This window comes from Mariniflexile fucanivorans, assembly GCF_004341235.1.
GTDB lineage: Bacteria > Bacteroidota > Bacteroidia > Flavobacteriales > Flavobacteriaceae > Mariniflexile > Mariniflexile fucanivorans.
Genome location: NZ_SLUP01000008.1, coordinates 196856 through 220297 on the forward strand (window position 1 = coordinate 196856; position 23442 = coordinate 220297).

The 23442-nt window shown below is 33.9% G+C and carries 21 protein-coding genes; 10 read left to right on the forward strand and 11 right to left on the reverse strand.

The genetic code is table 11. From position 1 onward, the window contains the following. Positions 1–14: 14 nt before the first annotated feature. Positions 15–710, reverse strand: coding sequence for a LytR/AlgR family response regulator transcription factor (locus EV196_RS16205; protein WP_132218826.1), 696 nt, complete (start codon positions 708–710; stop codon positions 15–17). Between the two features lie 211 nt (positions 711–921). Between EV196_RS16205 and rpsF the strand changes: the two genes are divergently transcribed. From rpsF to hisS, 6 genes are all read left to right on the forward strand, one after another. Continuing rightward, positions 922–1260: a 30S ribosomal protein S6 gene (rpsF, locus tag EV196_RS16210; RefSeq protein ID WP_117176518.1), complete on the forward strand. Its 339-nt coding sequence runs from the start codon at positions 922–924 to the stop codon at positions 1258–1260. Between the two features lie 2 nt (positions 1261–1262). Beyond that, positions 1263–1559 carry a 30S ribosomal protein S18 gene (gene rpsR, locus EV196_RS16215; RefSeq protein WP_132218827.1) on the forward strand — a complete coding sequence of 99 codons (297 nt, stop codon included), beginning with the start codon at positions 1263–1265 and terminating at the stop codon, positions 1557–1559. Positions 1560–1572: 13 nt separating this feature from the next. Further along, positions 1573–2022 (forward strand): 50S ribosomal protein L9, encoded by a 450-nt coding sequence (gene rplI / locus EV196_RS16220; RefSeq protein ID WP_132218828.1) that lies wholly within the window; start codon positions 1573–1575, stop codon positions 2020–2022. Positions 2023–2260: 238 nt separating this feature from the next. After that, positions 2261–3079, forward strand: a complete 819-nt coding sequence (locus tag EV196_RS16225; RefSeq protein WP_243652260.1) for a glycerophosphodiester phosphodiesterase family protein — start codon at positions 2261–2263, stop codon at positions 3077–3079. Positions 3080–3122: 43 nt separating this feature from the next. After that, positions 3123–3593, forward strand: coding sequence for a DUF6495 family protein (locus tag EV196_RS16230; protein ID WP_132218830.1), 471 nt, complete (start codon positions 3123–3125; stop codon positions 3591–3593). A 367-nt stretch (positions 3594–3960) separates the two neighbouring features. Further along, on the forward strand, positions 3961–5727 hold the full coding sequence (gene hisS / locus EV196_RS16235; protein ID WP_132218831.1) for a histidine--tRNA ligase: 1767 nt from the start codon (positions 3961–3963) through the stop codon (positions 5725–5727). A 177-nt stretch (positions 5728–5904) separates the two neighbouring features. Here hisS and EV196_RS16240 read toward each other — a convergent pair whose 3' ends face one another. The 6 genes from EV196_RS16240 to rlmD form a co-directional block, all read right to left on the reverse strand. Next, on the reverse strand, positions 5905–10290 hold the full coding sequence (locus EV196_RS16240; protein WP_132218832.1) for an Ig-like domain-containing protein: 4386 nt from the start codon (positions 10288–10290) through the stop codon (positions 5905–5907). A gap of 502 nt (positions 10291–10792) precedes the next feature. Further along, positions 10793–11830, reverse strand: a complete 1038-nt coding sequence (locus EV196_RS16245; protein ID WP_132218833.1) for an agmatine deiminase family protein — start codon at positions 11828–11830, stop codon at positions 10793–10795. Positions 11831–11864: 34 nt separating this feature from the next. Next, entirely contained in the window at positions 11865–12752 is an 888-nt protein-coding gene (locus EV196_RS16250) for a carbon-nitrogen hydrolase (RefSeq protein ID WP_132218834.1), read from the reverse strand. Positions 12753–12799: 47 nt separating this feature from the next. After that, entirely contained in the window at positions 12800–13531 is a 732-nt protein-coding gene (locus EV196_RS16255; protein WP_132218835.1) for a DUF6048 family protein, read from the reverse strand. Next, on the reverse strand, positions 13497–14042 hold the full coding sequence (locus EV196_RS16260; protein ID WP_132218836.1) for a DUF6452 family protein: 546 nt from the start codon (positions 14040–14042) through the stop codon (positions 13497–13499). The genes EV196_RS16255 and EV196_RS16260 overlap by 35 nt, the downstream gene beginning before the upstream one ends. 96 nt (positions 14043–14138) lie before the next feature. Beyond that, positions 14139–15548, reverse strand: a complete 1410-nt coding sequence (rlmD, locus tag EV196_RS16265; protein WP_132218837.1) for a 23S rRNA (uracil(1939)-C(5))-methyltransferase RlmD — start codon at positions 15546–15548, stop codon at positions 14139–14141. Between the two features lie 302 nt (positions 15549–15850). Here rlmD and rocD point away from each other — a divergent pair, with 302 nt between their 5' ends. Next, a complete protein-coding gene (gene rocD, locus EV196_RS16270; RefSeq protein WP_132218838.1) occupies positions 15851–17095 on the forward strand; it encodes an ornithine--oxo-acid transaminase in 1245 nt (414 codons plus the stop codon). 72 nt (positions 17096–17167) lie between these two features. On the opposite strand, the gene EV196_RS16275 is transcribed toward rocD, so the two are convergent. Both EV196_RS16275 and EV196_RS16280 read right to left on the reverse strand, forming a co-directional pair. Further along, complete coding sequence (locus EV196_RS16275; protein ID WP_132218839.1) at positions 17168–17500, reverse strand: CCC motif membrane protein; 333 nt, start codon at positions 17498–17500, stop codon at positions 17168–17170. A 10-nt stretch (positions 17501–17510) separates the two neighbouring features. Further along, a complete protein-coding gene (locus EV196_RS16280) occupies positions 17511–17792 on the reverse strand; it encodes a DUF2752 domain-containing protein (RefSeq protein WP_132218840.1) in 282 nt (93 codons plus the stop codon). Between the two features lie 285 nt (positions 17793–18077). Here EV196_RS16280 and EV196_RS16285 point away from each other — a divergent pair, with 285 nt between their 5' ends. Beyond that, on the forward strand, positions 18078–18266 hold the full coding sequence (locus EV196_RS16285; protein ID WP_132218841.1) for a hypothetical protein: 189 nt from the start codon (positions 18078–18080) through the stop codon (positions 18264–18266). 2 nt (positions 18267–18268) lie between these two features. After that, a complete protein-coding gene (locus tag EV196_RS16290; RefSeq protein ID WP_132218842.1) occupies positions 18269–18832 on the forward strand; it encodes a Smr/MutS family protein in 564 nt (187 codons plus the stop codon). On the opposite strand, the gene EV196_RS16295 is transcribed toward EV196_RS16290, so the two are convergent. After that, on the reverse strand, positions 18825–19724 hold the full coding sequence (locus tag EV196_RS16295) for a hypothetical protein (protein WP_132218843.1): 900 nt from the start codon (positions 19722–19724) through the stop codon (positions 18825–18827). The genes EV196_RS16290 and EV196_RS16295 overlap by 8 nt on opposite strands. Positions 19725–19824: 100 nt before the next feature. Here EV196_RS16295 and EV196_RS16300 point away from each other — a divergent pair, with 100 nt between their 5' ends. Beyond that, a complete protein-coding gene (locus EV196_RS16300; RefSeq protein WP_132218844.1) occupies positions 19825–20967 on the forward strand; it encodes a cysteine desulfurase family protein in 1143 nt (380 codons plus the stop codon). Here the strand turns inward: EV196_RS16300 and EV196_RS16305 are convergent. Beyond that, positions 20964–23426, reverse strand: coding sequence for a TonB-dependent receptor (locus EV196_RS16305; RefSeq protein ID WP_243652261.1), 2463 nt, complete (start codon positions 23424–23426; stop codon positions 20964–20966). The two genes, EV196_RS16300 and EV196_RS16305, sit on opposite strands and share 4 nt — an antisense overlap. Positions 23427–23442 lie beyond the last annotated feature (16 nt).

Sequence of the window (23442 nt, forward strand, 5' to 3'; positions counted from 1 at the left end):
TTAGTTGGTTAAACTTAAATGTTATTTAAAGCATCAACCAGTTGGGTCTTTTTATTTCTACTTAAAGGAATTTCATAAGCGCCAACTTCAACATTTTTACTGTTAAACCTGTCAATTTTATCCAAGTTCACAATGTAGGATTTGTGAATTCTCAAAAATTTGTTTTCAGGTAATTCTTTTTCAAAAGATTTCATAGTAGAAAGTACTACTAAGCTGTTTTCTTCTGTAACAAGTTTTACATAGTCACCAAGGGCTTCAATCCACTTAATGTCTTTAATGTAAACTTTACGTTTTTTAAGATTGCTTTTAACAAAGATGTGTTCCCCTTCTTCTTCGTTAAAATCTTGCGTTAATTTGTGTTGCTCTAAGGCTTTCTCTACAGCAACATTAAAACGTTCTCTGGTAATTGGTTTGTGTAAGTAATCGGTAGCATCGTAATTAAATGCTTTAAAAGCATACTCTGTTTTACCGGTTACAAAAATAATTTGGGGTTTGTTGTTTAAAACATCCAAAAGTTCAAATCCATTTAGCACTGGCATTTCAATGTCTAAAAAAATTAAGTCTACTTGGTGTGTATTTAAACCATTTTTGGTTTCTAAGGCACTACTGTACTCTGCAATCAAGTTTAGAGCGGGGTGATTCTCCACTAACTTAACAATAGAGAGACGCTGTATTGCTGAATCGTCTACTACTACACAGTTTAAAGTCATAACATTTATATTATTTCGGTTAAGATATCGACAATAGTACAAAAAATTCGGCTAAAAACCAAAAAACATCGTTAAACAGTTTAAATTAACATAATTTTAACATTTGTTTTTCTGTACCAAATATACAATTAAATTAACTTTTAAATATAGTTGTTTTATATGTATTTAATAACTATTTTTGCACCCATTTTTAACAATAAACACGATTTTTATGAATCATTATGAAACTGTTTTCATCTTAAATCCCGTTTTATCTGAAGATCAGATAAAGGAAACAGTAAAGAAATACGAAGATTTTCTTGTTTCTAACGGCGCTAAGATGGTATCAAAAGAAGATTGGGGGCTTAAAAAATTAGCTTATCCAATTCAGAACAAAAAAAGTGGTTTTTACCATTTATTTGAGTACACCGTTGCTGGTGAAGTAATCAATACTTTAGAAGTAGAGTTTAGACGTGACGAGCGTTTTATGCGTTATTTAACGGTAGCGTTAGATAAACACGCTATTTCATGGGCAGAGAGAAGAAGAGTTAAACTTAAACAAAAAGCTTAATTATGTCATCTATAGAACAACAATCTAAAGGAAAAAAAGACGGAGAAATTAGATATTTAACTCCTCTTAACATAGATACGAATAAGAAGAAGAAATATTGTATGTTTCAAAAGTCTGGAATCAAGTATGTTGATTACAAAGACGCAGATTTCTTATTAAGATTTATAAACGAACAAGGTAAAATTTTACCAAGACGTTTAACAGGAACTTCATTAAAGTATCAAAGAAAAGTGGCTGTTGCTGTAAAAAGAGCGCGTCATTTAGCTTTAATGCCTTATGTAGCAGATTTATTAAAATAAAATACCGATAACAATGGAACTTATATTAAAACAAGACGTTGAAAATTTAGGATTTAAAGACGATGTTGTAACAGTTAAGAACGGTTATGGTAGAAATTTTTTAATTCCTCAAGGTCAAGCTGTTATGGCTACGGCTTCTGCTAAAAAAGTATTAGCAGAGAACTTAAAGCAACGTGCTTACAAAGAGAAGAAAGAGGTTGATGAAGCGAATGTAATTGCTGAAGCTATTAAAGCTTTAGAAATTAAAATTCCAGCTAAAGTTGGTGCAGGCGATAAATTATTTGGTTCTGTAAACAACATTGATGTTGCTGCTGCTTTAGAAAAAGAAGGTCAATCTATCGATAAAAAATTCATTACAGTTACAACTGTAAAACGTACAGGTAAGTATACTGCTGTGGTACGTTTACACAGATCTGTTACTGTAGATTTAGAATTTGAAGTTATAGCACAAGCTGCTGAATAATTTTAAATTATTAAAGTTTAGATAATAAGAACCACTCCTATTGGGGTGGTTTTTTTATGTAAAAATGTTAAATAACGTTTTAATTTGAAGAAAACAAGAATGTTTATGCTATGTTTTTTTAAGATAATAACATATATTCTTAAATTTACACGCCATAACTAAAGGGCATTTTTTTTTGTATAATATGAAATATGTAGTAATAATTTGTCTTTTTTTAGTAAGTTTTTCGTGTAAGGTAATGACCGAAAAACAAACGGAAACTAATAAATCGGCATTAATAAGCAGGTTTGCTTATTCATCGAATAAAACACCAATTATAAGTGTGCACAGAGGTGGTAAATCTATTGAGAACTATCCCGAAAATTGTTTAGAAACCATAAAATACATAAACGATAGTATTCCTGCTATTTACGAAATAGATGTCGCTAAAACAAAAGACAACGTGCTTGTTTTAATGCACGATAATAGTTTGAATAGAACTTCTACTGGTGAAGGTGATATTACTAATTATACCTATCAAGAATTACAGCAAATTAATTTAGAAGACGATTTTGGTAATGAAACTACCTTTAAAATTCCGTTATTTAAAGATGTTCTAATTTGGGCGAAAACAAATCATGTTATTTTAACTATCGATATAAAAAAAAGTGTTTCGGTAAATCAAGTTGTTGCTTTAGTTAAGGAAACCCAAGCAGAAGATGTTGCGATTATTATTACTTATGATATGGAACAAGCCAGAGCAGCTTATAATGCATCACCCAATTTGTTGTTATCAGTTTCGGCTAGAAATGACAAGGAACTAGATTGGTTGTTACATTCTGAAATTCCAACAGAAAATATGCTTGCTTTTACAGGCATCCAATTGTCATCTGAAATATTTTATAAAAAATTACATGATTTAGGAATCACTTGTATGTTAGGGACTTTAGGAAACTTAGACAATCAGGCTCAGGCTAAGGGTGATTATCTCTATCAAAAATGGGTGGATTTAGGTGTTGATGTGATCGCAACCGATAGACCATTTGCAGTTGCAGCAAGTTTAAATATTACAAAATAAAGCATAGATTACTCGATTAGTTCGGGTGAGAAAAAAGATTAACATGAAATATTCAAGATTAACAAAAGAGCAATTTGAAGAACTGCACCAAGAGTTTATAAACTTTTTAGCCACCCAGCAGGTTACAGCAGACGAATGGGCAAATTTAAAAGTGAATAAACCAGAACTAGCAGAAACCGAATTGGATGTTTTTAGCGATTTAATTTGGGAAGGTGTTTTAAATCAAGCAGAATATTTAGAACATTTTTCGGCACAACACATCTATTTATTCCGTTTAGGAAAAAAGAAAATGAAAGCCATTGTAATAAACGTTAAAAATAAAGAAGTAGATATTACCACTCAAGAAGGATACGATTGGTTGCGAGCTAATTTAATGGATGAACGCGTTGAATTTTTACAAGCTGATAAACCTTATAGCGAAGATAAAAATCTTGATAAATTCAAAATGATAGAACAAGGTGCATCCATTACTAAAGGCCAATTGTTTAGGTATTTTGATGAGTTGATAAATTGATACGGAGTCATTTCGACTTTAGGAGAAATCATATAACACTAATTGTATTTATATTTAATATTATGTGATGTCTCAATCGTACCTCATTCGACATGACAAACGGAACTTCTATTTTGAATTTTATTTGATTACGTCATTGCGAACGCAGTGAAGCAATCTTTTAATTTAAGTTCAAAACATAATTTAGAAAAGCAATGAGCAGATTGCTTCACTTTTTTTCTTATGAAAAAGCTCGCAATGACGTTTTCATTAATTATTTTTGCTCAATTCCGCATCATACAGCTACAGAGGTTGTATTAGTATGTGGACTCAATAAATTTAAAAGTATTTCATTAATTAAAAGATTCCTGCTTTCGCAGGCATTCATATGGCTCAAAAACCAAGCATCCCAAAAGGAACCCGAGATTTTAACCCCGAACAAGTAGCAAAACGTAATTATATTTTCAATACCATTCGTGGTACATTTGAAACTTTTGGATTTCAACCTATTGAAACCCCAAGTTTTGAAAATTCTGAAACCTTAATGGGAAAATATGGTGATGAAGGGGATAGACTGATTTTTAAGATTTTGAATTCTGGGGATTATTTATCAAAGGTAAATTATGAAATAGATAATTTCAGTGACTTTAGCAAACAAATTGGAACATTTATACAAAGTTTATGTGGAGAACTTGATGAAATTATTGGCTTTAAATTGAGAAGTCAAGTAGAGTTAATCCCACTATATAAAAATTTGTTAGAAGATTTCGAAATAAGAAACATTTATAATATGATTAAAGTAAATGAGTTTTTTCGAATAAATGGATTTGAAACAAATACAGCAATGCTTCGCTATGTTATTGATAATTTTGAAAATGATTTGTTGTATAAAAGTTTTAATGCAATAAGAACTAGAGATGAAATAAGTGATGTTGCAACTAAAATTTTAGGAAAGCCTGTATACAATTATACTGTTAATCAGGATTTTTTGAAAGAGATTTATAAAATAGGTTTACTGAATATATTAGATTTAAGCCAACTTTCTGATCAAATCTCCGAAAAAGCCTTACGCTACGACCTAACAGTACCATTCGCACGTTATGTAGTACAACACCAAAACGAAATAGAATTTCCATTCAAACGGTATCAAATTCAACCTGTTTGGCGTGCCGACAGACCACAAAAAGGGCGTTTTAGAGAGTTTTACCAATGCGATGCCGATGTGGTTGGTAGTAAATCGCTTTGGCAAGAAGTGGAGTTTATTCAATTATACGACACCGTTTTTTCAACGTTAAAACTGGAAGGTGTTACCATAAAAATAAATAACCGAAAAATATTGTCTGGTATTGCAGAAGTTATTGGAGCATCAGATAAATTAATTGATTTTACTGTCGCTTTAGATAAACTTGATAAAATAGGCGAGGAGAAGGTAAAAGAAGAAATGCTTTCCAAAGGAATTTCAGAAGAAGGCATATCAAAATTACAACCATTATTTACTTTAACAGGTTCGTTTGAATCGCAAATTGAAAGTTTAAAAGGTATTTTATCAACTTCCGAAGAAGGCAAAAAAGGTATTGAGGAATTAGCATTTATAAACGAAGCTATTTCAGAATTAGGTTTAAAAACAGCCACTTTGCAATTAGATGTTACTTTAGCACGTGGCTTAAACTATTATACAGGTGCTATTTTTGAAGTTGCTGCTCCAAAAACCGTACAAATGGGTTCCATTGGTGGTGGCGGTCGTTATGATGACCTTACCAGTATTTTTGGAAAACCAGATACAAGTGGTGTGGGTATTAGTTTTGGTTTAGACCGTATTTATTTGGTATTGGAAGAACTCGGTTTATTTCCGGAAACGGTAAATAAAAACGTAGAGGTTTTATTCATCAACTTTGGTGATAAAGAAGCTCTATTTTGTTTGAAAGCCATTAAGGAATTACGTTTAGCAGGGATTAATACAGAACTATATCCTGATAAAGCGACTAATAGTAAACAAATTAGAAAGCAAATGGATCATGCCAATAAACGAAATATTCAGTTTGTGGTTATTGCGGGTGATGAGGAAATTGCTTCAAATACGTATACTTTAAAGAATATGATTTCAGGAGAGCAGTTTAAAGTGTCGCTTTCTGAATTGGTAGATCATTTAAAATAAAAAGAGGCTGTCTGAAAAGTGTAGTTCTGTGTCATATTGAGCCTGTCGAAATATTTTAACTTATTGATAATCAATATCGATTTCGACAAGCTCAATCTGACAAAGTAAATATAATACACTTTCCAGACAGCCTCTTTAAAGTATTTTGAATAATTATACGAAGCGACTAACTCAAATTTATTCTATCAATACTTTTTTAGAAACAATTCCAGTATCTGTTTTTAACTTGATAATGTAGGTTCCTGCACTTAGGTATTTCGTTTTTTGGGTTATAATGGATTTATTTGAATTCGTTTCAATTTTAAGTACAGATTGACCTAGCATATTAAACATTTCGGTTGTTTTAATATTTTTAGAATGAGGGTTCTGGATCACAATGTTTTTATCTTCATTTGTAAAATAAACTTCCAAAGTCGCATCTGCAATGGATTGATTTTCTAAACCAAGTGTTTGTGCATTTGAAAACGTAATTTCAAACCTGCTTAAATAACTGCCAGCTTCTAAATAAACCTGATAATTACTTTCCTGCAAGTTGTGGTACACATTTAATTGTTTATCATGAAGATAAATTTTTATACTACTTGGCGAATTTTCTATGGCATCAATAGTAATTGAGTTTAAACCTTTTGTTTTTGTGTGTATACCTAAAGGTAGAATGGTTTTTTCCGTAATAGTATTTATCCCTTGAATAACATATTTACTATTGTCAATCAACCAATACATATCATCTATTTGTTCATCTATATGAGGGGCATCATACCCCCAATCATAACCTATTGAAGCGTTGGCATCTACCGTGGTTAAAAGTTGTCTTCTAATGGTGTTTACAGATTGGAACCCGAGTCTTATTTTTTCTCTGGTATCATCATTTCCATTAGTTGAGCTGGCTGTTTTTTTAGTATTATCAGATTTCATAAAGACAGAATTAGTACCATCTTCTTTCTGAAAAACACGTTGCCCATTGTTAAATTTAATGGTTCCTGTAGCTTCCGCAGTTACAAAAAATCCTTGAGCCACAGGAATATAGCGACCAGGTGTTTTTGTAGGTGTGCCACCTGTAGCAACACCAGCCGCTGAAGTGCCCATTGAAACCGCAGGAACGCCACCAGATAATGAATAGGTTGCATACCCACCTTGGTAATCTCTTAAATTATGCGAACCACCACCCCAATGTTCCCAAAAGTACAAGGTGCCCGTTGTTGATCCCGGACCGTCTATGGTTGTGCCATTATCTAATATAAATTGTGTAGCATCGAGTGCACAAGGGTATGGGTTTCCAACCAAATAATCGTTACCTGCCGTAATTGTTAAGTCAATATTGCCATTATTGGGTTTGCCTAACATCTCATAGTTTTGTGATGCAGAAATAGAACCGCTTCCTGGGCCTTTCATGGAAAAACCTTCGCCTGCAGCCAGCGTACCAGTACTTCTTACATGTTGCCAAGAAGCGTAATTACCACTGAGTTGATTGCTAAATTTCCAAATCCAATAATCGGCAAGACTAAGCGGTGACGCTTTTCCGTTGTATCCAGAAGTTAAAAAGGTTACATTTTTAAATACGTCGGTTACTTTATAGCTATTATTGTTTGTTGAACTATTGCTTTTTCCCACTGGAGATGACCAATAATTATAGGTATAGGTATCAGCCGTTCCTTGTTGGTCTATCTCTAAGGTACCAGAACTTGTAGGATCTAAAGTACTGCCCGAATCTTGCAGCAATTGGGCATCACCTTCTAAATCTATGTTACCATTAAGTATTAAATTTTCGGTAACGCGTAAATAATTGTCTATTATAATAAGCGTGGTATTGTTTTGTAACTCTATGGTTTTTACATAACCAGGCGTATCTGTTTTGGAAATAACGGGGTAATTTGTTAATCCTGAAGGTATTAGTGCATATAAGGTGGGTTCTATTCCATTTGTTGGTACACCAGCACACCAGTTGGCAGCGTTATTCCAATTAGAATCGACATCACCTGTCCAATAATTTTTATTAATAGTTGCTATTATTTCGGTTCTTGTTGAGGTACAAGTACTATTTGTAGCTTCTACCCAATAGCTGGTAGTTGATGAAATACTTGGTGTTGTATAACTTGTTCCTACATGAATGGATGCTCCACCAGTTTCATTCTCATACCAATTAATTGTTCCAGCTGAAGAAGTTGCATCTAAAGTTACAGAACCTTTTCCACATCTTGAAGCAGGCGTTGTTCCTGAAATAGTTGGAATGATATTTATAGTTGCGGTTACAGCAGTTCTTGTGGCACTGGTACAACCACTATTAATGGCTTCTACCCAATAGGTTGTGGTAGAGGAAATATTTGGGATGTTATAACTAGTTCCTGTATGAATAGACGATCCGCCAGTTGAGGACGTATACCAATTTACAGAGCCAACAGAAGTAGCAGCTTGTAACGTTACAGAACCTGTTCCACATCTTGAAGCACCAGTTGTGCTAGTTATAGTGGGAATTGCTGGTTGCGTATTGATTACTATATTAGCAGAAGTTGTTGATGTACAACCCGTTGCTTCTGAGTATAATTGACTTTGTGGAATTATTTGTTTTGATTGACTTGGAGAACTCCAGTAAAGTTGAGATACTGCAAGACCACCATTTTCATAATATTCTAATACAATATCATATTTTGTACCTGCCGTTAAACTTACAGAAGTTGAATTATTAGTCGTTATTGCATGATCGGTCCAATTATTAATGATTCTGTTTCCATTTACCCATAATCGAATACCATCATCGCTTAAAGTGGAGAATGTATAGTTTTCAGTATAACATGGTTGTATTTTACCGGTCCAACGAACCGAAAAATGATCATTATTTATTGGGCTTCCTGGATTTCCCCCTCCCCAGTCATTATTTACGGTTGCATCTGTACGGGTTAACGCAGCGGGTGCAGTAAGGGTTGTATTATTAAAATATTCGGCAAGAAGGCCTGTTCCAGAACCAGGACATGAAGTGCTAGTATCTTCTGCTGTAACCGTATAAGTGTAATTACCGGGGTTTAATCCTGTAATTGTTTTACTAGTTCCAGTACCTGTTGTTTTAATTCCATCATTTCTAGTTAAAGTCCATGTTCCAGTAGGTAAGTTATTTAAAATAAAGCTTCCTGTTGAAACAGAACAGCTAGGTTGGGTTATCGTGCTAACTGTTGGGGGAGAAGGAATGGTGTTAATGGTAATATTATTTCCGTTGTCTGTTACAGTTGCAAGCGGGTTACTGCTCACCACCCGTATGCGATAACCGGTTCCTGTTGTTGTTGATACAGGAATTGTTCCCGAAATAGTACCAGCCGTGGTTGAAGTTAAGGTTCCAATGGAAATAGGTGAGCTAAAACTACCAGTAGCATTCGATAATTGAGCTGTAAAAACATTTCCTGAAGTAAAAGTACCTGTAATAGTATAAGGTACGCTTATTGACGACCCAGAGCAATAGGCATTTGGCGAAATTGTACTTGTTGTTATAGTTGGTGTTGCTGCAATCACATTGATGCTGTAATCTTCTACTTCTCCATCAAAACCTGTTTCACAAGAACTTGGAGAATAATTGTATTTGGTTGATACTCTCATACGTGTTGTTCCCAAAGTAGCTGTTGATGGTATCGTTATTGATAATGGAGATAATGATGTATTTTCATTATTAATGTTTTCAGCTATTCCTAAATAAAAGGATTCACCAGCATCATCAAAATCTGAATCTTGATTCCAGTCTATCCAAGCATTAGTATATGTTCTATAATTTCCATCAGTATTAACTTTTACTGTTAAGTTATAAGATGTACCTTGAGTTACTTCAGTAGATGTAGACGTGTAATCTGAGTAAGCATTAAACTCTGTAGGAGATGATGTGTTAATGGTATTAAATATGACTTGACGAGTTCCAGTTCTATAAGAAGTGTTTCCTGTTGATAAACAATAACCATTATATCCTTTAATGATAATTTCATCAAAAGCAACTCCAGTATTGGTAATACTATTGTCAGTAGCAAAAAGAAATCTAAATTTTGCTTGAGTTGCAGAGTTAAATCCAATATCTTCAGTATTTAAAATTATAATTTTAGTTATCCATCCAGAACTACTTCCAGACCAGCCATCTTCATTACTATTAAAGGCATCTACACCTGAATCATTATACCAATTTGAACTTACAGATCCTAAATCGCTCCAACTACTTCCATTATTTAAGGAATATTCTATTTTCATTCCGTCATAAGTTGCTTCAGTTTCGTGCCAAATTTTAAATTCAAACGTAGTTGTATTGTATCCTGTTAAATCGATAGCAGGACTTGTGGCAGTTATATAAGTATTGTTATTATATTGTGAGCTGTATTTTTGTGAATAAAAATAATTTCCCGTAGCCCCAGAAGAATGACTAGAATTCGTACTCCTCACCCAAGCCCCAGTTCCTGAGCCAGTAGAAGTGACAGTCCAACCTCCTGAACCAGAAGTAAAGCTTTCAGAATAAATGGTAGTTTGTGCAAATGAATTTATTGCAAATGTTGAAAATAAAGCAAGGAGTAAACTCCTTGCTTTTAGTGAGAGACTTTTCATAGTGAGAGACTATTGAATTTTTTTAATAACTATTTACACTACAATAGTAAATCAAAATTCCACAAAATGCAAATAAAATCGATGAAATACATAATTTTTTAAAAACACCTAGTAAAATGAACTCAAAAAGACCTATTTTGAATAATATTTTTTTATATTAAACAAAATATATGTAAGAATTACTGGTGTAAATAATTTAATATTTCTATTGTTATTTTATAATTTGTGTTTTCAAGTATTGTATTTTACGAAAAGACACTTTATTTAGTATTTTAAAATATGATTTTAAATTTTAGACTTTTTAGTCCTAGTAAAATAGACCAAAGCCAGAGAAATTACTAATAAAATAATTTTACCAACAAGCGCACCTAATCCGTAATTGCTTAGTTGTGCATAGACCAATGATAGTATTTGGATAGTTTTGTGGAGAAGAATAACAGAAGCTGCTATAAAAATATAATCATCTTTCAATCAGTTAATTGAAAGAATTGACTCCTGGTTTTTATAACGGTATTTGTTGGCTCAAACAATGTAATGTGCCAAAGCCCCATATAAAATCGGTGGCTGCAATACCAATAACAGCTCTATCTGGAAAGCAATCTGCAATGGTATTTAAAGCAATGCGATCGTTCGCATCATTAAAGGTTGGAACTAAAACCGTTTTGTTTAATATTAGGAAGTTGGCGTAACTAGCAGGAATGCGAATACCATCAAAATCCAAGCGTTTTGGCATAGGTAGGGTCACTATTTTTGGTTGTTTACCATTTTCTAAAGTGGCGGCTTGTAGTCGGTTTAAATTGTCTTGAAGCGGCTTGAAATTAGCATCATTTGGATTTTCTTCAACTACGGTAATAATAGTATCATGGTTTACAAAACGTGCTAAATCATCAATATGCCCGTGGGTATCATCACCTTCAATACCATTTCCTAACCAAATAACATTTTTAACACCTAAATAGTGTTTAAAAGCAGCTTCGTAATCTACTTTTGTTAAACCAGCATTTCTAACTTGTACGGTTGGATGTAGCAAACATTCTTCCGAAGTTATCAAGGTTCCTTTTCCATTAACATCAATAGCACCACCTTCTAAAATAAAAGGTTTTCCGTTATAAATTGCTTGTTCTAAAGGGATGTTTAAGAAGTTAGCAACTTTTGCAGGAACATGTTTATCTAGTTTATAGTTTTTGTATTTCGCCCAACCATTAAAATTGAAATTGATTGCTTTTCGGTCTTTTCCATTTTTTACAATGATGGGACCAGAATCGCGCATCCAACTACGGTTGGTTTTATGAATGATAAAAGATACATTTTTTAACTGAACATGTGCCATTTCTAACATGCCCGTTACTTTGGTTTTTAATTTTTCATCAGCCACTAAAAGCATCACTTCTTCAACCGAAGCTATTTTTTTAATAAACTCAACAAAAGCCCATTGTACGGCTTCGTATTTCCCGGGCCAATCGTTACCGTTATGGGGAAAACATAATAAAATACCTTGTTGTTTTTCCCATTCGGCAGGAAATATCCAATTATCGTTCATCCTAATTTTTTTGGAATTTGGAATTTTTTATTTTTTAATCGATGACTCTTTTAGTAATATCGCCATATCTGTCAATACGTCTGTCACGTAGAAATGGCCAGTTTTGACGTACATTTTCTTGTAAGCTTAAATCAACTTCAGCTATTAAAATTTCTTCTTTATCAACAGACGCTTGCGCTAAAATTTCACCTTGTGGCCCTGCAATAAATGAGGATCCCCAAAATTCGATACCGTTAGTATCTGGAATGTATTTTTCCAATCCAATTCTGTTTGCAGCTGCAACGTACACTCCATTTGCAACGGCATGACCACGCATCACGTTCATCCAAGCACCTTGTTGGTTTTCACCGTACTGTTCTTTTTCTTGCGGATGCCAACCAATGGCGGTTGGGTAAAATAGTACTTCGGCACCTTGTAAGGCTGTTAAACGCGCTGCTTCTGGGTACCATTGGTCCCAACAAATTAATGTACCAATATTTCCCTTTTTGGTAGGGAAAGATTTAAAACCGATATCACCCGGTGTGAAATAGAACTTTTCGTAAAAATGCGGATCGTCTGGAATGTGCATTTTTCTGTATAAACCAGCTTCAGTGCCATCAGTATCAATAATGTAGGCACTGTTATGATAAACGCCAGCCATTCTTTTTTCAAAAAATGGTACAATAATAACCACTCCTAATTCTTTGGCCAACTCGCTAAAAGCAATAAATGATGTGCTGTAAAGCGGTTCCGCGTAAGCGAAATTATCAACATCTTCACTTTGGCAGAAATAATGGCTGCTATATAATTCTGGTAATAAGATAACTTCTGCTCCTTTTTTGGCTGCATCTTTTACCCATTGTATGCATTTTTTTAGATTGTTTTCAGGCTTGTCGTTCAAATTTAATTGAAGAACAGCTATTTTGTATTTGTTTTTAGACATTACGAATAATTGAAAATTTAATACAAAGATATAATTTTTTAAAAAAACTATTTATCCTTCTTATAAAGTGGAATTCTATATGAAAGTGAATAACTATATCCAGCACCTAAACCAGTGCTGTCGTAGGTTTTATTATAACCGGGGATGTAAACATTCTCGAAATTATTGGGTTCGGTTTCACTTGCCTTAAATTTAAGCTGTACGTTTAAACCCAAATACAGGTTGTTAAACAATTCTGTTTTTAAGCCAAGTATAAGCTCTCCCCAAAAGGCGGTTAAACCATTAAATTCCTGTACATCTGACGACGAAAATTGTGGTGACCAATACGGATTGGTATTATAAATAGTGTAGCTGTTTAGTTTCTGGTTAAATGTACTGGCACCAATACGAAACCCCGCATAAATCATGTTGTCCATATCCAACCAGTTTTGATATAAATTATAATCTATTCCGGCTTTTATATAACTTCCACTTGTGGTAATATCCAAATAATCAGTAGTGGTTTGTTTTTCTTCAATGCCCAATTCGCCTGCAATATATAAACGTTTTTTTAGTCGGAAATCTGCCGAAACTTCAAAACCCGTATAATCATCATCTACAAATGAACGCACTAATTTTCCAAGATCACCACCCACACGCAGGCCGTATTTTTCTTTAATTTTTATGGAGTCTTTACTAGTAATGGCAATGCTATCGTTTTGAGCGTTTAAAGACACAGAAAACAAAAGCATACACGTTAGGCTACTAATGAAATATGTTAAAATGTGTTTCTGTTTCATCTTCTACAGATTGGTTATCGTTTAAGGGTTGTCTTGATTTTATCCAGTTGTCACTATCAGGTTCAATAGTAAAAGTTACATTTTTATAAATGGTTTTGTAGCCACACGCCCGAGATACATAAACTTCTTCTCTGGTGTAATTTATGGTAACATAATCGGTATTACCATCTAAATAATCGTCATTTGTGTCATCAGGTGTGTCATTGTCATTTACAAAAGCATCTTTAACAAGTGCATATCTTGTGGTATTGACATCGGTTTTTAGTGGTAATACTATTTGAGAGACAGTTGCTATGGCGTATCCTGATAGTATTTCATCATTATCAGTACCATAAACCAATAAATCATTTACAGCCAGCAAATCATCTGTAGAATCTACATCATAAGCATCAATAATTAAACTAGGGGTTGTTGCGGTGCTTTCCGGACATATATCATCACGTTCACAACTTATCGTAATTATAATACCTACTACAGTTATAAATATTAAAAGTAAACTTGTTTTTTTCATTAATCTCTATTAAGAGTTTATTCGTTGATGTGTTTATTCTTTATTGCACAGTTACATACTTACACAATTCCACAGTTAAACAATTCAACATTAAAATTATCGTTTTTCCAAAAGTACAACATTTTCAACATGAAACGTTTGCGGAAACATATCAACCGCTTGCGTTTTTGTTACTTTGTACATCGCATCCATAAGTTCTAAATCTCTGGCTTGTGTAGCACTGTTACAACTTACATACACTACTTTTTTAGGTGCAATATTTAATATTTGTTGTACGACGTCTTTATGCATCCCATCACGTGGCGGATCGGTGATAATAACATCTGGTTGTCCGTGAGCAACTATAAATGCATCGTTGAACACATGTTTCATGTCGCCTACAAAGAATTCAACGTTATTAATACTATTTAATTGTGCATTTTCTTTTGCAGCGGTAATGGCATCGGGCACAGCTTCAACACCAACCACTTTTTTAGCTTGTTTTGCCACAAATTGCGCTATGGTACCTGTTCCTGTGTATAAATCGTAAACCAGTTCATCACCTGTTAAACCTGCAAAATTTCTGGTTATTTTATATAATTCAAAAGCTTGCGCTGAATTTGTTTGATAAAACGATTTGGCATTTATTTTGAATTTCAACCCTTCCATTTCTTCAAAAATGTGGTCTTCACCTTTATAGCAAATTACATCTTGATCGTAAATAGTATCGTTCGCTTTTCCGTTGATGATGTATTGTAACGAGGTTATCTGCGGAAATGTTTCAGCTAGAAAATCTAATAACAAAACACGTTTAGCTTTATCTTCTTTAAAAAATTGAATCACTACCATGACATCGCCCGTACTAGAAGTACGAATCATCATGGTACGCAATAAACCAGTTTGGTTACGGGTATTAAAAAACTCAAAGTTATTATCCAATCCAAATTGCTTTACCGCATTTCTAATAGCGTTAGAAGGATCTGCTTGTAAATGGCATTTCTTGATATCTAAAATTTTGTCCCACATTCCAGGAATATGAAAACCTAAGGCATTTCTATCACCTAAATCGGCATCCGATTGTACTTCTTCCAAAGTCAACCAGCGGCTATCGCTAAATGAAAATTCCATTTTATTTCTATAGAAATATTGTTCAGCAGCACCTAAAATAGGTGTTATTTCCGGTAATTTTATATGTCCAATGCGGGTTAGGTTATTGGTAACTTCTTTTTGCTTATAATATAATTGGTGCTCGTAACCCATATCCTGCCATTTACAACCACCACAAACTCCAAAATGTTCGCATGCAGGTGTGGTTCGTTTATCAGATAGTTTATGAAACACGGTGGCTTTCGCTTCGTAATAGGCTTTTCGGGCTTTAAATGTTTGCACATCTACGATATCACCAGGTACGGTATTGGATAGAAAAATAACTTTTCCATCGGGTGCTTTGGCAATAGTTTTGCCTTTAGCACCAGCATCTAAAACTTCAACGTTTGTAAACGCTTGTTTTTTTGTTCTTTTTGACATGCTGCAAAAGTAATGAAACGAATAAATATTAGCGATTTTGATTAATGATTTTTGATTAATGAGTTTCAAAGTTTATGAGTTGCATAAAATCTAAGTATGAAATAAACATTCTAGCAAGCTAAAAAACTTTGATACTGTGCCGCTTTGTAACTCTGCAACTTTCAATTATATTTATTAACTTGCAGTTCTATCTGGGGATGATTTCTCTCCCACGCTGCTTTTTCGTCCCGATACCTATCGTGATTTCGAAAGAATAAAGGTACAGAAGGAATGGTTATTTTATCAATTTAAATAAAATTAAAATGGCTGTTTTAAAACAATTAACACCACAAGAAATTATTGCGTTAGAAAACAAGTATGGCGCACACAACTACCATCCGCTTCCTGTTGTATTGAATAGGGGTGAAGGCGTATATGTATGGGATATAGAAGGGAAGCGGTATTACGATTTTTTATCGTCCTATTCTGCTGTAAACCAAGGTCATTGTCATCCAAAAATTGTCAATGCCATGGTACAACAAGCGCAAACTCTAACTTTAACATCGCGCGCTTTTTTTAATGATGTATTAGGGACATATGAAAAATTTGCATGCGAGTTATTTGGCTTTGATAAGTTACTACCCATGAATACGGGTGCCGAAGCTGTAGAAACTGCTTTGAAACTTTGTAGAAAATGGGCCTATGAAGTTAAAGGAATTGATGAAAATGAAGCTGAAATTATTGTTTGTAAAGATAATTTTCACGGACGAACAACAACCATTATTTCGTTTTCTAACGATCCTGTGGCTCGGGAAAATTTCGGGCCTTACACAAAAGGTTTTATTAAAATTGAATACAACAAATTAGAAGATTTAGAAACGGCTTTAAAAAACAACCCAAATGTAGCAGGTTTTTTAGTAGAGCCTATACAAGGAGAAGCGGGTATTATTGTACCACAAGAAGGTTATTTAACCAAAGCAAAAGCATTATGCGAAAGCTATGGCGTATTATTTATTGCAGATGAAGTACAAACAGGTATTGCACGTACAGGTAAACTGCTAGCTGTTAATCACGAAAATGTAAAACCTGATGTTTTAATTTTGGGTAAAGCACTAAGTGGAGGCATGTACCCAGTATCGGCAGTTTTGGCAAATGATGCTGTAATGAAGGTTATTAAACCCGGAAACCACGGAAGTACCTTTGGAGGAAATCCTATAGCTGCAGCGGTTGCCATTGCCGCTTTGCAAGTGGTGCAAGATGAAAATCTAGCAGAAAATGCCGAAGTTTTAGGCAACTTGTTTAGAAGTGAATTAAATAAATATATTGAAAAAAGCAGTATTGTAAATTTAGTACGCGGAAAAGGTTTGCTTAATGCCATTGTAATAAATGATACTGAAGAAAGTGAAACGGCTTGGAATATTTGTTTAGCCTTACGAGATAATGGCTTATTGGCAAAACCCACACACGGTAACATCATTCGTTTTGCACCACCTTTAGTGCTAACTAAGGAGCAATTATTAGACTGTGTAAGCATTATTGTAAAAACACTAAAACAGTTTGAAAAATAATCTTTAAACTTTAAACAAAAACAAAAAAGCAACCTATAGATTGCTTTTTTGTTTTTAAAAAATAAAGTTGAATTAGTTTCCTTGCAAACCTTGTTGATATCCTTGCATAAAATCTTCAATTATCTGCTGTCTAGTTTGCCATCCTCCTGTAGATAAATCATAAATATTATAAAGCAAGGTTATACCACAAATAATGGTTACAACCAAAGCAACTGTTTTTGCAGTATTCATTGCTTTTAGGTCGCCTTCATAATCATCTGGATTTAATTGAGCATCTTTTATTTTATTTGATGCTATAAAATAAGCAGGACCTGCTAGAAAGACGCCAAGTCCACCTAAGCAGCAACATAGTAGACCGAATATTGATAATACGTAAATTAGCGTTGTGTTAAGATTTTTTTTCATGGATATGTTTTTAGATTCTCTTAATTATAAAACTAATAATAATAATTGAAACAGAAGCAATAGCAAGTATATTTATAATTTTGCTTGAGTATTTAAATTTAAAAAAAAAGGAGGCTATTATAAACAACGCCAATGGTATGAGCGTATAAATAGCGGCATACATATAAAAAGCACCTATAAAATCACCATGAAGCATAAGGCTTAATGCCCGCTGCAAACCACAACCCATACACTCAAAACCAAAAAGTTTCTTGTTTAAACAGGGTATCATATAATCGTCTAAAGAGGACATTTTTGTAATTTTTTTTGAACCAATCAAAATTATAAAAATTATGAGTGCGATTTTAATTTTTGTTCTTGTTATTTTTTCATGCCTGATACCAGTATCAGTTATTAACTTTTTATTAGTTAAAAATTCATTAATCAGATACGTTTAATAACTCTAATTTTTGATGTAATTTTAACGCTGTAAATTTATTTTTTAAAAAATGCATATTCATAACTAAATCTAATCATGTTGAAGGATGATTTTTATAGATGTGATATGTAGCCAATTAAAAACATTAGATATTAACACATGAAATACATAAACTATATATTAATAGTAATAGGTGCTATTGTTGCTATTTATGCTAAAACAGGAACAGACCAAAATCAATATATTTTAATTGGTGGTATTGTAGTATTAATGATTGGAGTTTACAGGGTTTCGAAAGCGATTCCTAGTAGAAATGACGATGAGTTAGATAATAATGAAAATGGATAAAAATGATTTTTAATATAGACGACAAAGTTTTAGTTATAGACGAAGCCATGTCTGGTGTTGTGAAAAAAATAGTAGGAAACACCATTTCAATAGAAACCGATGATGGCTTTTTGCTCGATTTTGAAAGTAATGAGTTGGTTAAGGTCTCTTCAAAAGTAAGTATTAAAAAGAGTTTGTTTTCGCACGAAAGTGCTCAAGAGGCTATAATAGGAAAAGAGCAATTTCCTAAAAGAAAGCAACCCAAAGTAAAGCCTAAAGACCGTTTTGAACCGACTATGGAAGTCGATTTACACATCCATCAATTAGTTAAATCATATAAAGGAATGAGCAATCATGACATGCTAACACTGCAATTGGATACTGCGAAACGTCAACTGGATTTTGCCATATCCAAACGTATTCAAAAAATAGTTTTTATTCATGGCGTGGGCGAAGGTGTGCTAAAAGTAGAGTTAGAATATTTATTCGGGCGTTACAATAATGTTAAATTCTACGGTGCCAATTACCAAAAATATGGTGTTGGTGCTACCGAAGTTTATATTTTCCAGAATGTAGCTCCTAATTAAAATCTGGGGTTTCTTTTCTAGAAGTTGATAACTCACCATCGTCTAAAATACCAAAATCAAAAACATCTAACGATATTATTTCTAAATCAAAGTTAGACACCGTAAGACTAACTACATAAGTTTGGTAAATAGTGTGTTGTCTGTAGGCAGTAGCTGGTACTTTTGTTGCCACTGCAGGGTTTAAATAATCGGCAATACCATCTAAACTAATATCGTTTGCAGGATTTTGATCTATAGATTGATTTTCTTCATCGATGGTTAAAACACCATCATCATCATCATCCGTATCCAAATAATCTGGCGTGCCATCACCATCGGTATCTTGCGCATCACTCAAATCGCCATCACCATCAGGGTCTGGTTTTTCATTTTTAGTAAGTACATTATCGCCATCATCATCTTCATCTAAGTAATCTAAAATACCATCTCCATCGGTATCATTGGTGTAGCCTTCTATTTCGGCAGAAATCCCATCATTATCATCTTCAGTAAGTACCGTTTTAATATGCACATTTCCGCTGGTACTTTCAATATCTTTAGTGATTTTAACAGAAGAAAGCGGCACATCGCTACAAAATAATCCAGATGTAGGCAACGATGCATTACTATAAGTTCTATAATTAAATACGTTTGTAGAGCTTAAAGAAAAATCTACTTCGTAGGTGTTATCGTCACCAACAACCAGTAAATCGCCAATACTATCAAGTTCTTTTATTATAATAGATAAGGATTCCGATGGGTCGTCTTTTGTTTTGTAAAAAACTAAACCATCCGTTCCACAAGCTTCAAATGTTTCATCAAATTCAAAGTCAACGGTAATAACATCCCCATCATCACAGGTGTAAAAACTTAAAACAGATATACTAAATAGAATAAAAAATAACTTGCGCATTAGGTTTGGGTTTTAGGCAAAAATAAACGAATTGTTATTTATAACGCAGCATATTGATAATAATTTTATTCTAAGTATTTTTGCAATCTAAAAAAAAGTCATGCAACAGGTATATTTTGATAATGCTGCCACAACACAAATACGTGATGAGGTTATTGATGCGATGACCCGAGTTATGAAAGCCAATTACGGCAATCCTTCTTCATCCCATAGTTTTGGCAGATCATCAAAAGCATTAATTGAAAAATCGAGAAAAGCGGTTGCCCATTATTTAAATGTTTCAGCTAGTGAAATTATTTTTACTTCTGGCGGAACGGAAGCCGATAATTTAATTTTGTTGAGCGCTGTTCGAGATTTAAAAGTAACTCACATTATTACTTCTAAAATTGAGCATCATGCTGTTTTACACACCATAGATCAATTGGTTAAAGATTATAAGATAGCCGTTAGTTATGTTGATTTAAAGCCCAATGGAAACATTGATTATTTACATTTAGAAACCCTGTTGAAAAATGAAAGTAAGACCTTAGTAAGCTTAATGCATATTAACAATGAAATTGGTAATGTATTAGATTTGAAACGTGTTGCAACCTTATGTAAAGTAAACAACGCCTTGTTTCACAGCGATACGGTACAGTCTGTTGGTCATTTTAAAATGGATTTACAAGATGTTCAAGTAGATTTTATTACCGCTGCAGCTCATAAATTTCATGGGCCAAAAGGCATTGGTTTTGTTTTTGTAAGAAAAAATTCAGCATTAAAACCGCTTATTTTTGGAGGCGAGCAGGAGCGTGGGCTTCGTGCAGGTACCGAAAGTGTTCATAATATTGTAGGCTTAGAAACGGCATTAAAAAGTGCCTACGATAATTTGGATAATGAGGTTGCTTATATTAAAGATTTAAAGCAATACTTTATTAATAAAATTGAAACCGAACTAGCCAATGCCACTTTTAATGGAAAGTCTGGTAATATGGAAAAAAGCACCTACACTTTGGTGAATGTATGTTTGCCCATAGCACCCCAAAAAGCAGCCATGTTATTATTTCAACTGGATTTAAAAGGAATAGCTTGCTCAAAAGGAAGTGCGTGCCAAAGTGGAAGCAACCAAAACTCGCATGTATTGGCAGAAATTTTAACTGCTGAAGCATTGCAAAAACCATCTATTCGTTTCTCATTTAGCTTTTACAATACCAAGGAAGAAGTTGATTATGTAGTTGATGTTTTGAAGGCTTTTATTGATTAAAACTTCATCGTAGTCCGCACATTAAACACACGTGGCGTTAAATAATTAGGAATGGCATATTGGCGCTTCGTATACACATCGCGTACCCAAGTGTTGGTGATGGAGTTTTGTACATCGAACATATTATAAATTTCAAAACCAAAAGAGAGTTCTTTAAATGGTTTTTTCCAACCGCTATTAAATAGCTTTTTAGCATCCACCAATACAAATTGCAAGCCTAAATCGGCACGCTTGTAATCTGGTAATCGATTTTGATAGTCGTACGGGTCTGCATAACTTGGTGAACCTCCGGGTAACCCCGTATTGTAAACCAAATTTAAGTACAGTTTCATATGTGGAACATTGGGTACATAATCTTGGAATAAGGCAGCAAACTTTAAACGTTGGTCTGTAGGGCGGGCAATATAGCCTTTACCATCAATGTTTTCTTCCGTTTTTAAATAACCAAAACTAAACCACGATTCGGTTCCGGGCACAAATTCACCATTCAATCGCATATCCAATCCATAAGCATACGCTTTGGCATTGTTATTAGCGGCATAACGAATACGTACATTTTCTAGAGTATATGGATTTACATCCGAAAGGTTTTTATAATAAGCTTCAGAAGTTAGTTTAAAAGGTCTGTCCCACATTTTAAAACTATAATCGTTACCTAAAACCAAGTGAAACGATTGTTGTGCTTTTACGTCTGTTTGCACCACACCATCGGCATCACGTAGTTCTCTGTAAAAAGGTGGTTGGTAATACACACCGGCAGCAATTCTAAAAAGCATGTCTTTTTCCCAATAAGGTTTGATGGTGAATTGTGCTCTCGGACTAAAGACGGTTTGGTTAGACGATGTAATGTCATCACCTTTTACGGTCCAATTATGCATACGAATACCTGCATTATACCAAACATCGCTCGTGCCTAAAGTGGCACGCTTGCTCCATTGTGCATAGGCTTGTATTCGGTTAATTTGTGTGTAATTAGTAGCCCTTACATTGGTGTACGGTTCTAATGGTCCACTATAAGGTGTATAAGGTTGCTCGTTTACTGGTATTGTTTTTGGAGGCCTTATTGAAAACCCTGCCGAATCTATCACTTCCCATTCAATTAAGCGGTCGCGAATATCTTCATTGGTATATTTTAAGGACCATTCAATACGATTATCATTGATATTAAAATCGCCTTTATGTTCAATATTAGTAATGAGAGCATCCAAATCGTTTCTACCATGGTTTAATTGTGCTCCAACACCACGGCTAAATTCAACGTCGCCCAAATTTTCATCACCAATGTTGGAGTTTACTTCCCCTAAGCGGTATTGAGCCAAAATATCAAAATATTCTTCTTCTGTGGTGTGGTATCTGGAAGCAATCAGTTTTAAAGTTAAATCGTTATTTGCAAAATAAGTTCCTTTAAAAGCACCAAAATAGGTTTGGTAACGGTCTTTTTCTTGACCTTCATAATACACCAAAAGTGCAATAGGGTCGGTAAGCGTACCAAAATTGGTTTGACGCGTCTGTGGTTCGTAATTATATTTGTTAATGGAAGCGTTTCCTAAAAAACTTAAATGGAATTTACTTGAGAATTTATAAGTGAAATACGCCTGAGCATCGGCAAACGATGGTTTAAAATTGGTTTCGGTTTCTTTAGCATCTACAAATAAACTGTTATCGCGGTAACGAAGCCCCACTATACCAGAGAACTTCGAGTCTTTACTTATATTTTCTATTGAAAAACTGCCACCTAACAAACTTAAATCGGCATTAGCTTCAAATTGATACGGGTTTTTATAGGTGATATCTAAAACAGATGATAGCTTATCGCCATATTTAGCCTGAAAACCACCTGCTGAAAAATCGACATTCTGCACCATATCGGTATTTACAAAACTTAAACCTTCTTGTTGGCCCGAACGCACTAAAAAGGGTCTGTAAACTTCTATATCGTTTACATATACTAAGTTTTCATCATAATTACCACCACGAACCGAGTATTGTGTGCTTAATTCGTTATTATTGCTAACCCCAGGAAGTGTTAATAATAAGTTTTCTACACCTGCATTGGCACCTGGAATTTTGCGAATGGTTTCAGGTTTTAAAGTGATAATACCTTCAATATCGCGTTGGCGCTTATTGGTAATGACTACGGGCGCTATTTGTTCAACAGACGTACTCATAACAGGATTGAACTCATAATCCTCACCATTTTTCAAATTGAAAACACTCACTATTTTTTTATAGGAAAGGTGGGTGATTTCAATTGAAACATCTTGGTTCGCTGGTATTTCTAACAAATAAAAACCGTTAACATTTGTAACGGTTCCTTGATTATCCGACTTAATATTTACGTTTGCAATAGGAGCGTTGTTTTGGTCTAAAATAACCCCCTTTATGGTAGCCGTTTGCGAATAACCAACAAGAATAATCGAAAAAAACACTAAGGTAAAAACGTAAAAATTTGTTTTCAAATGAAAGTTATTAAGT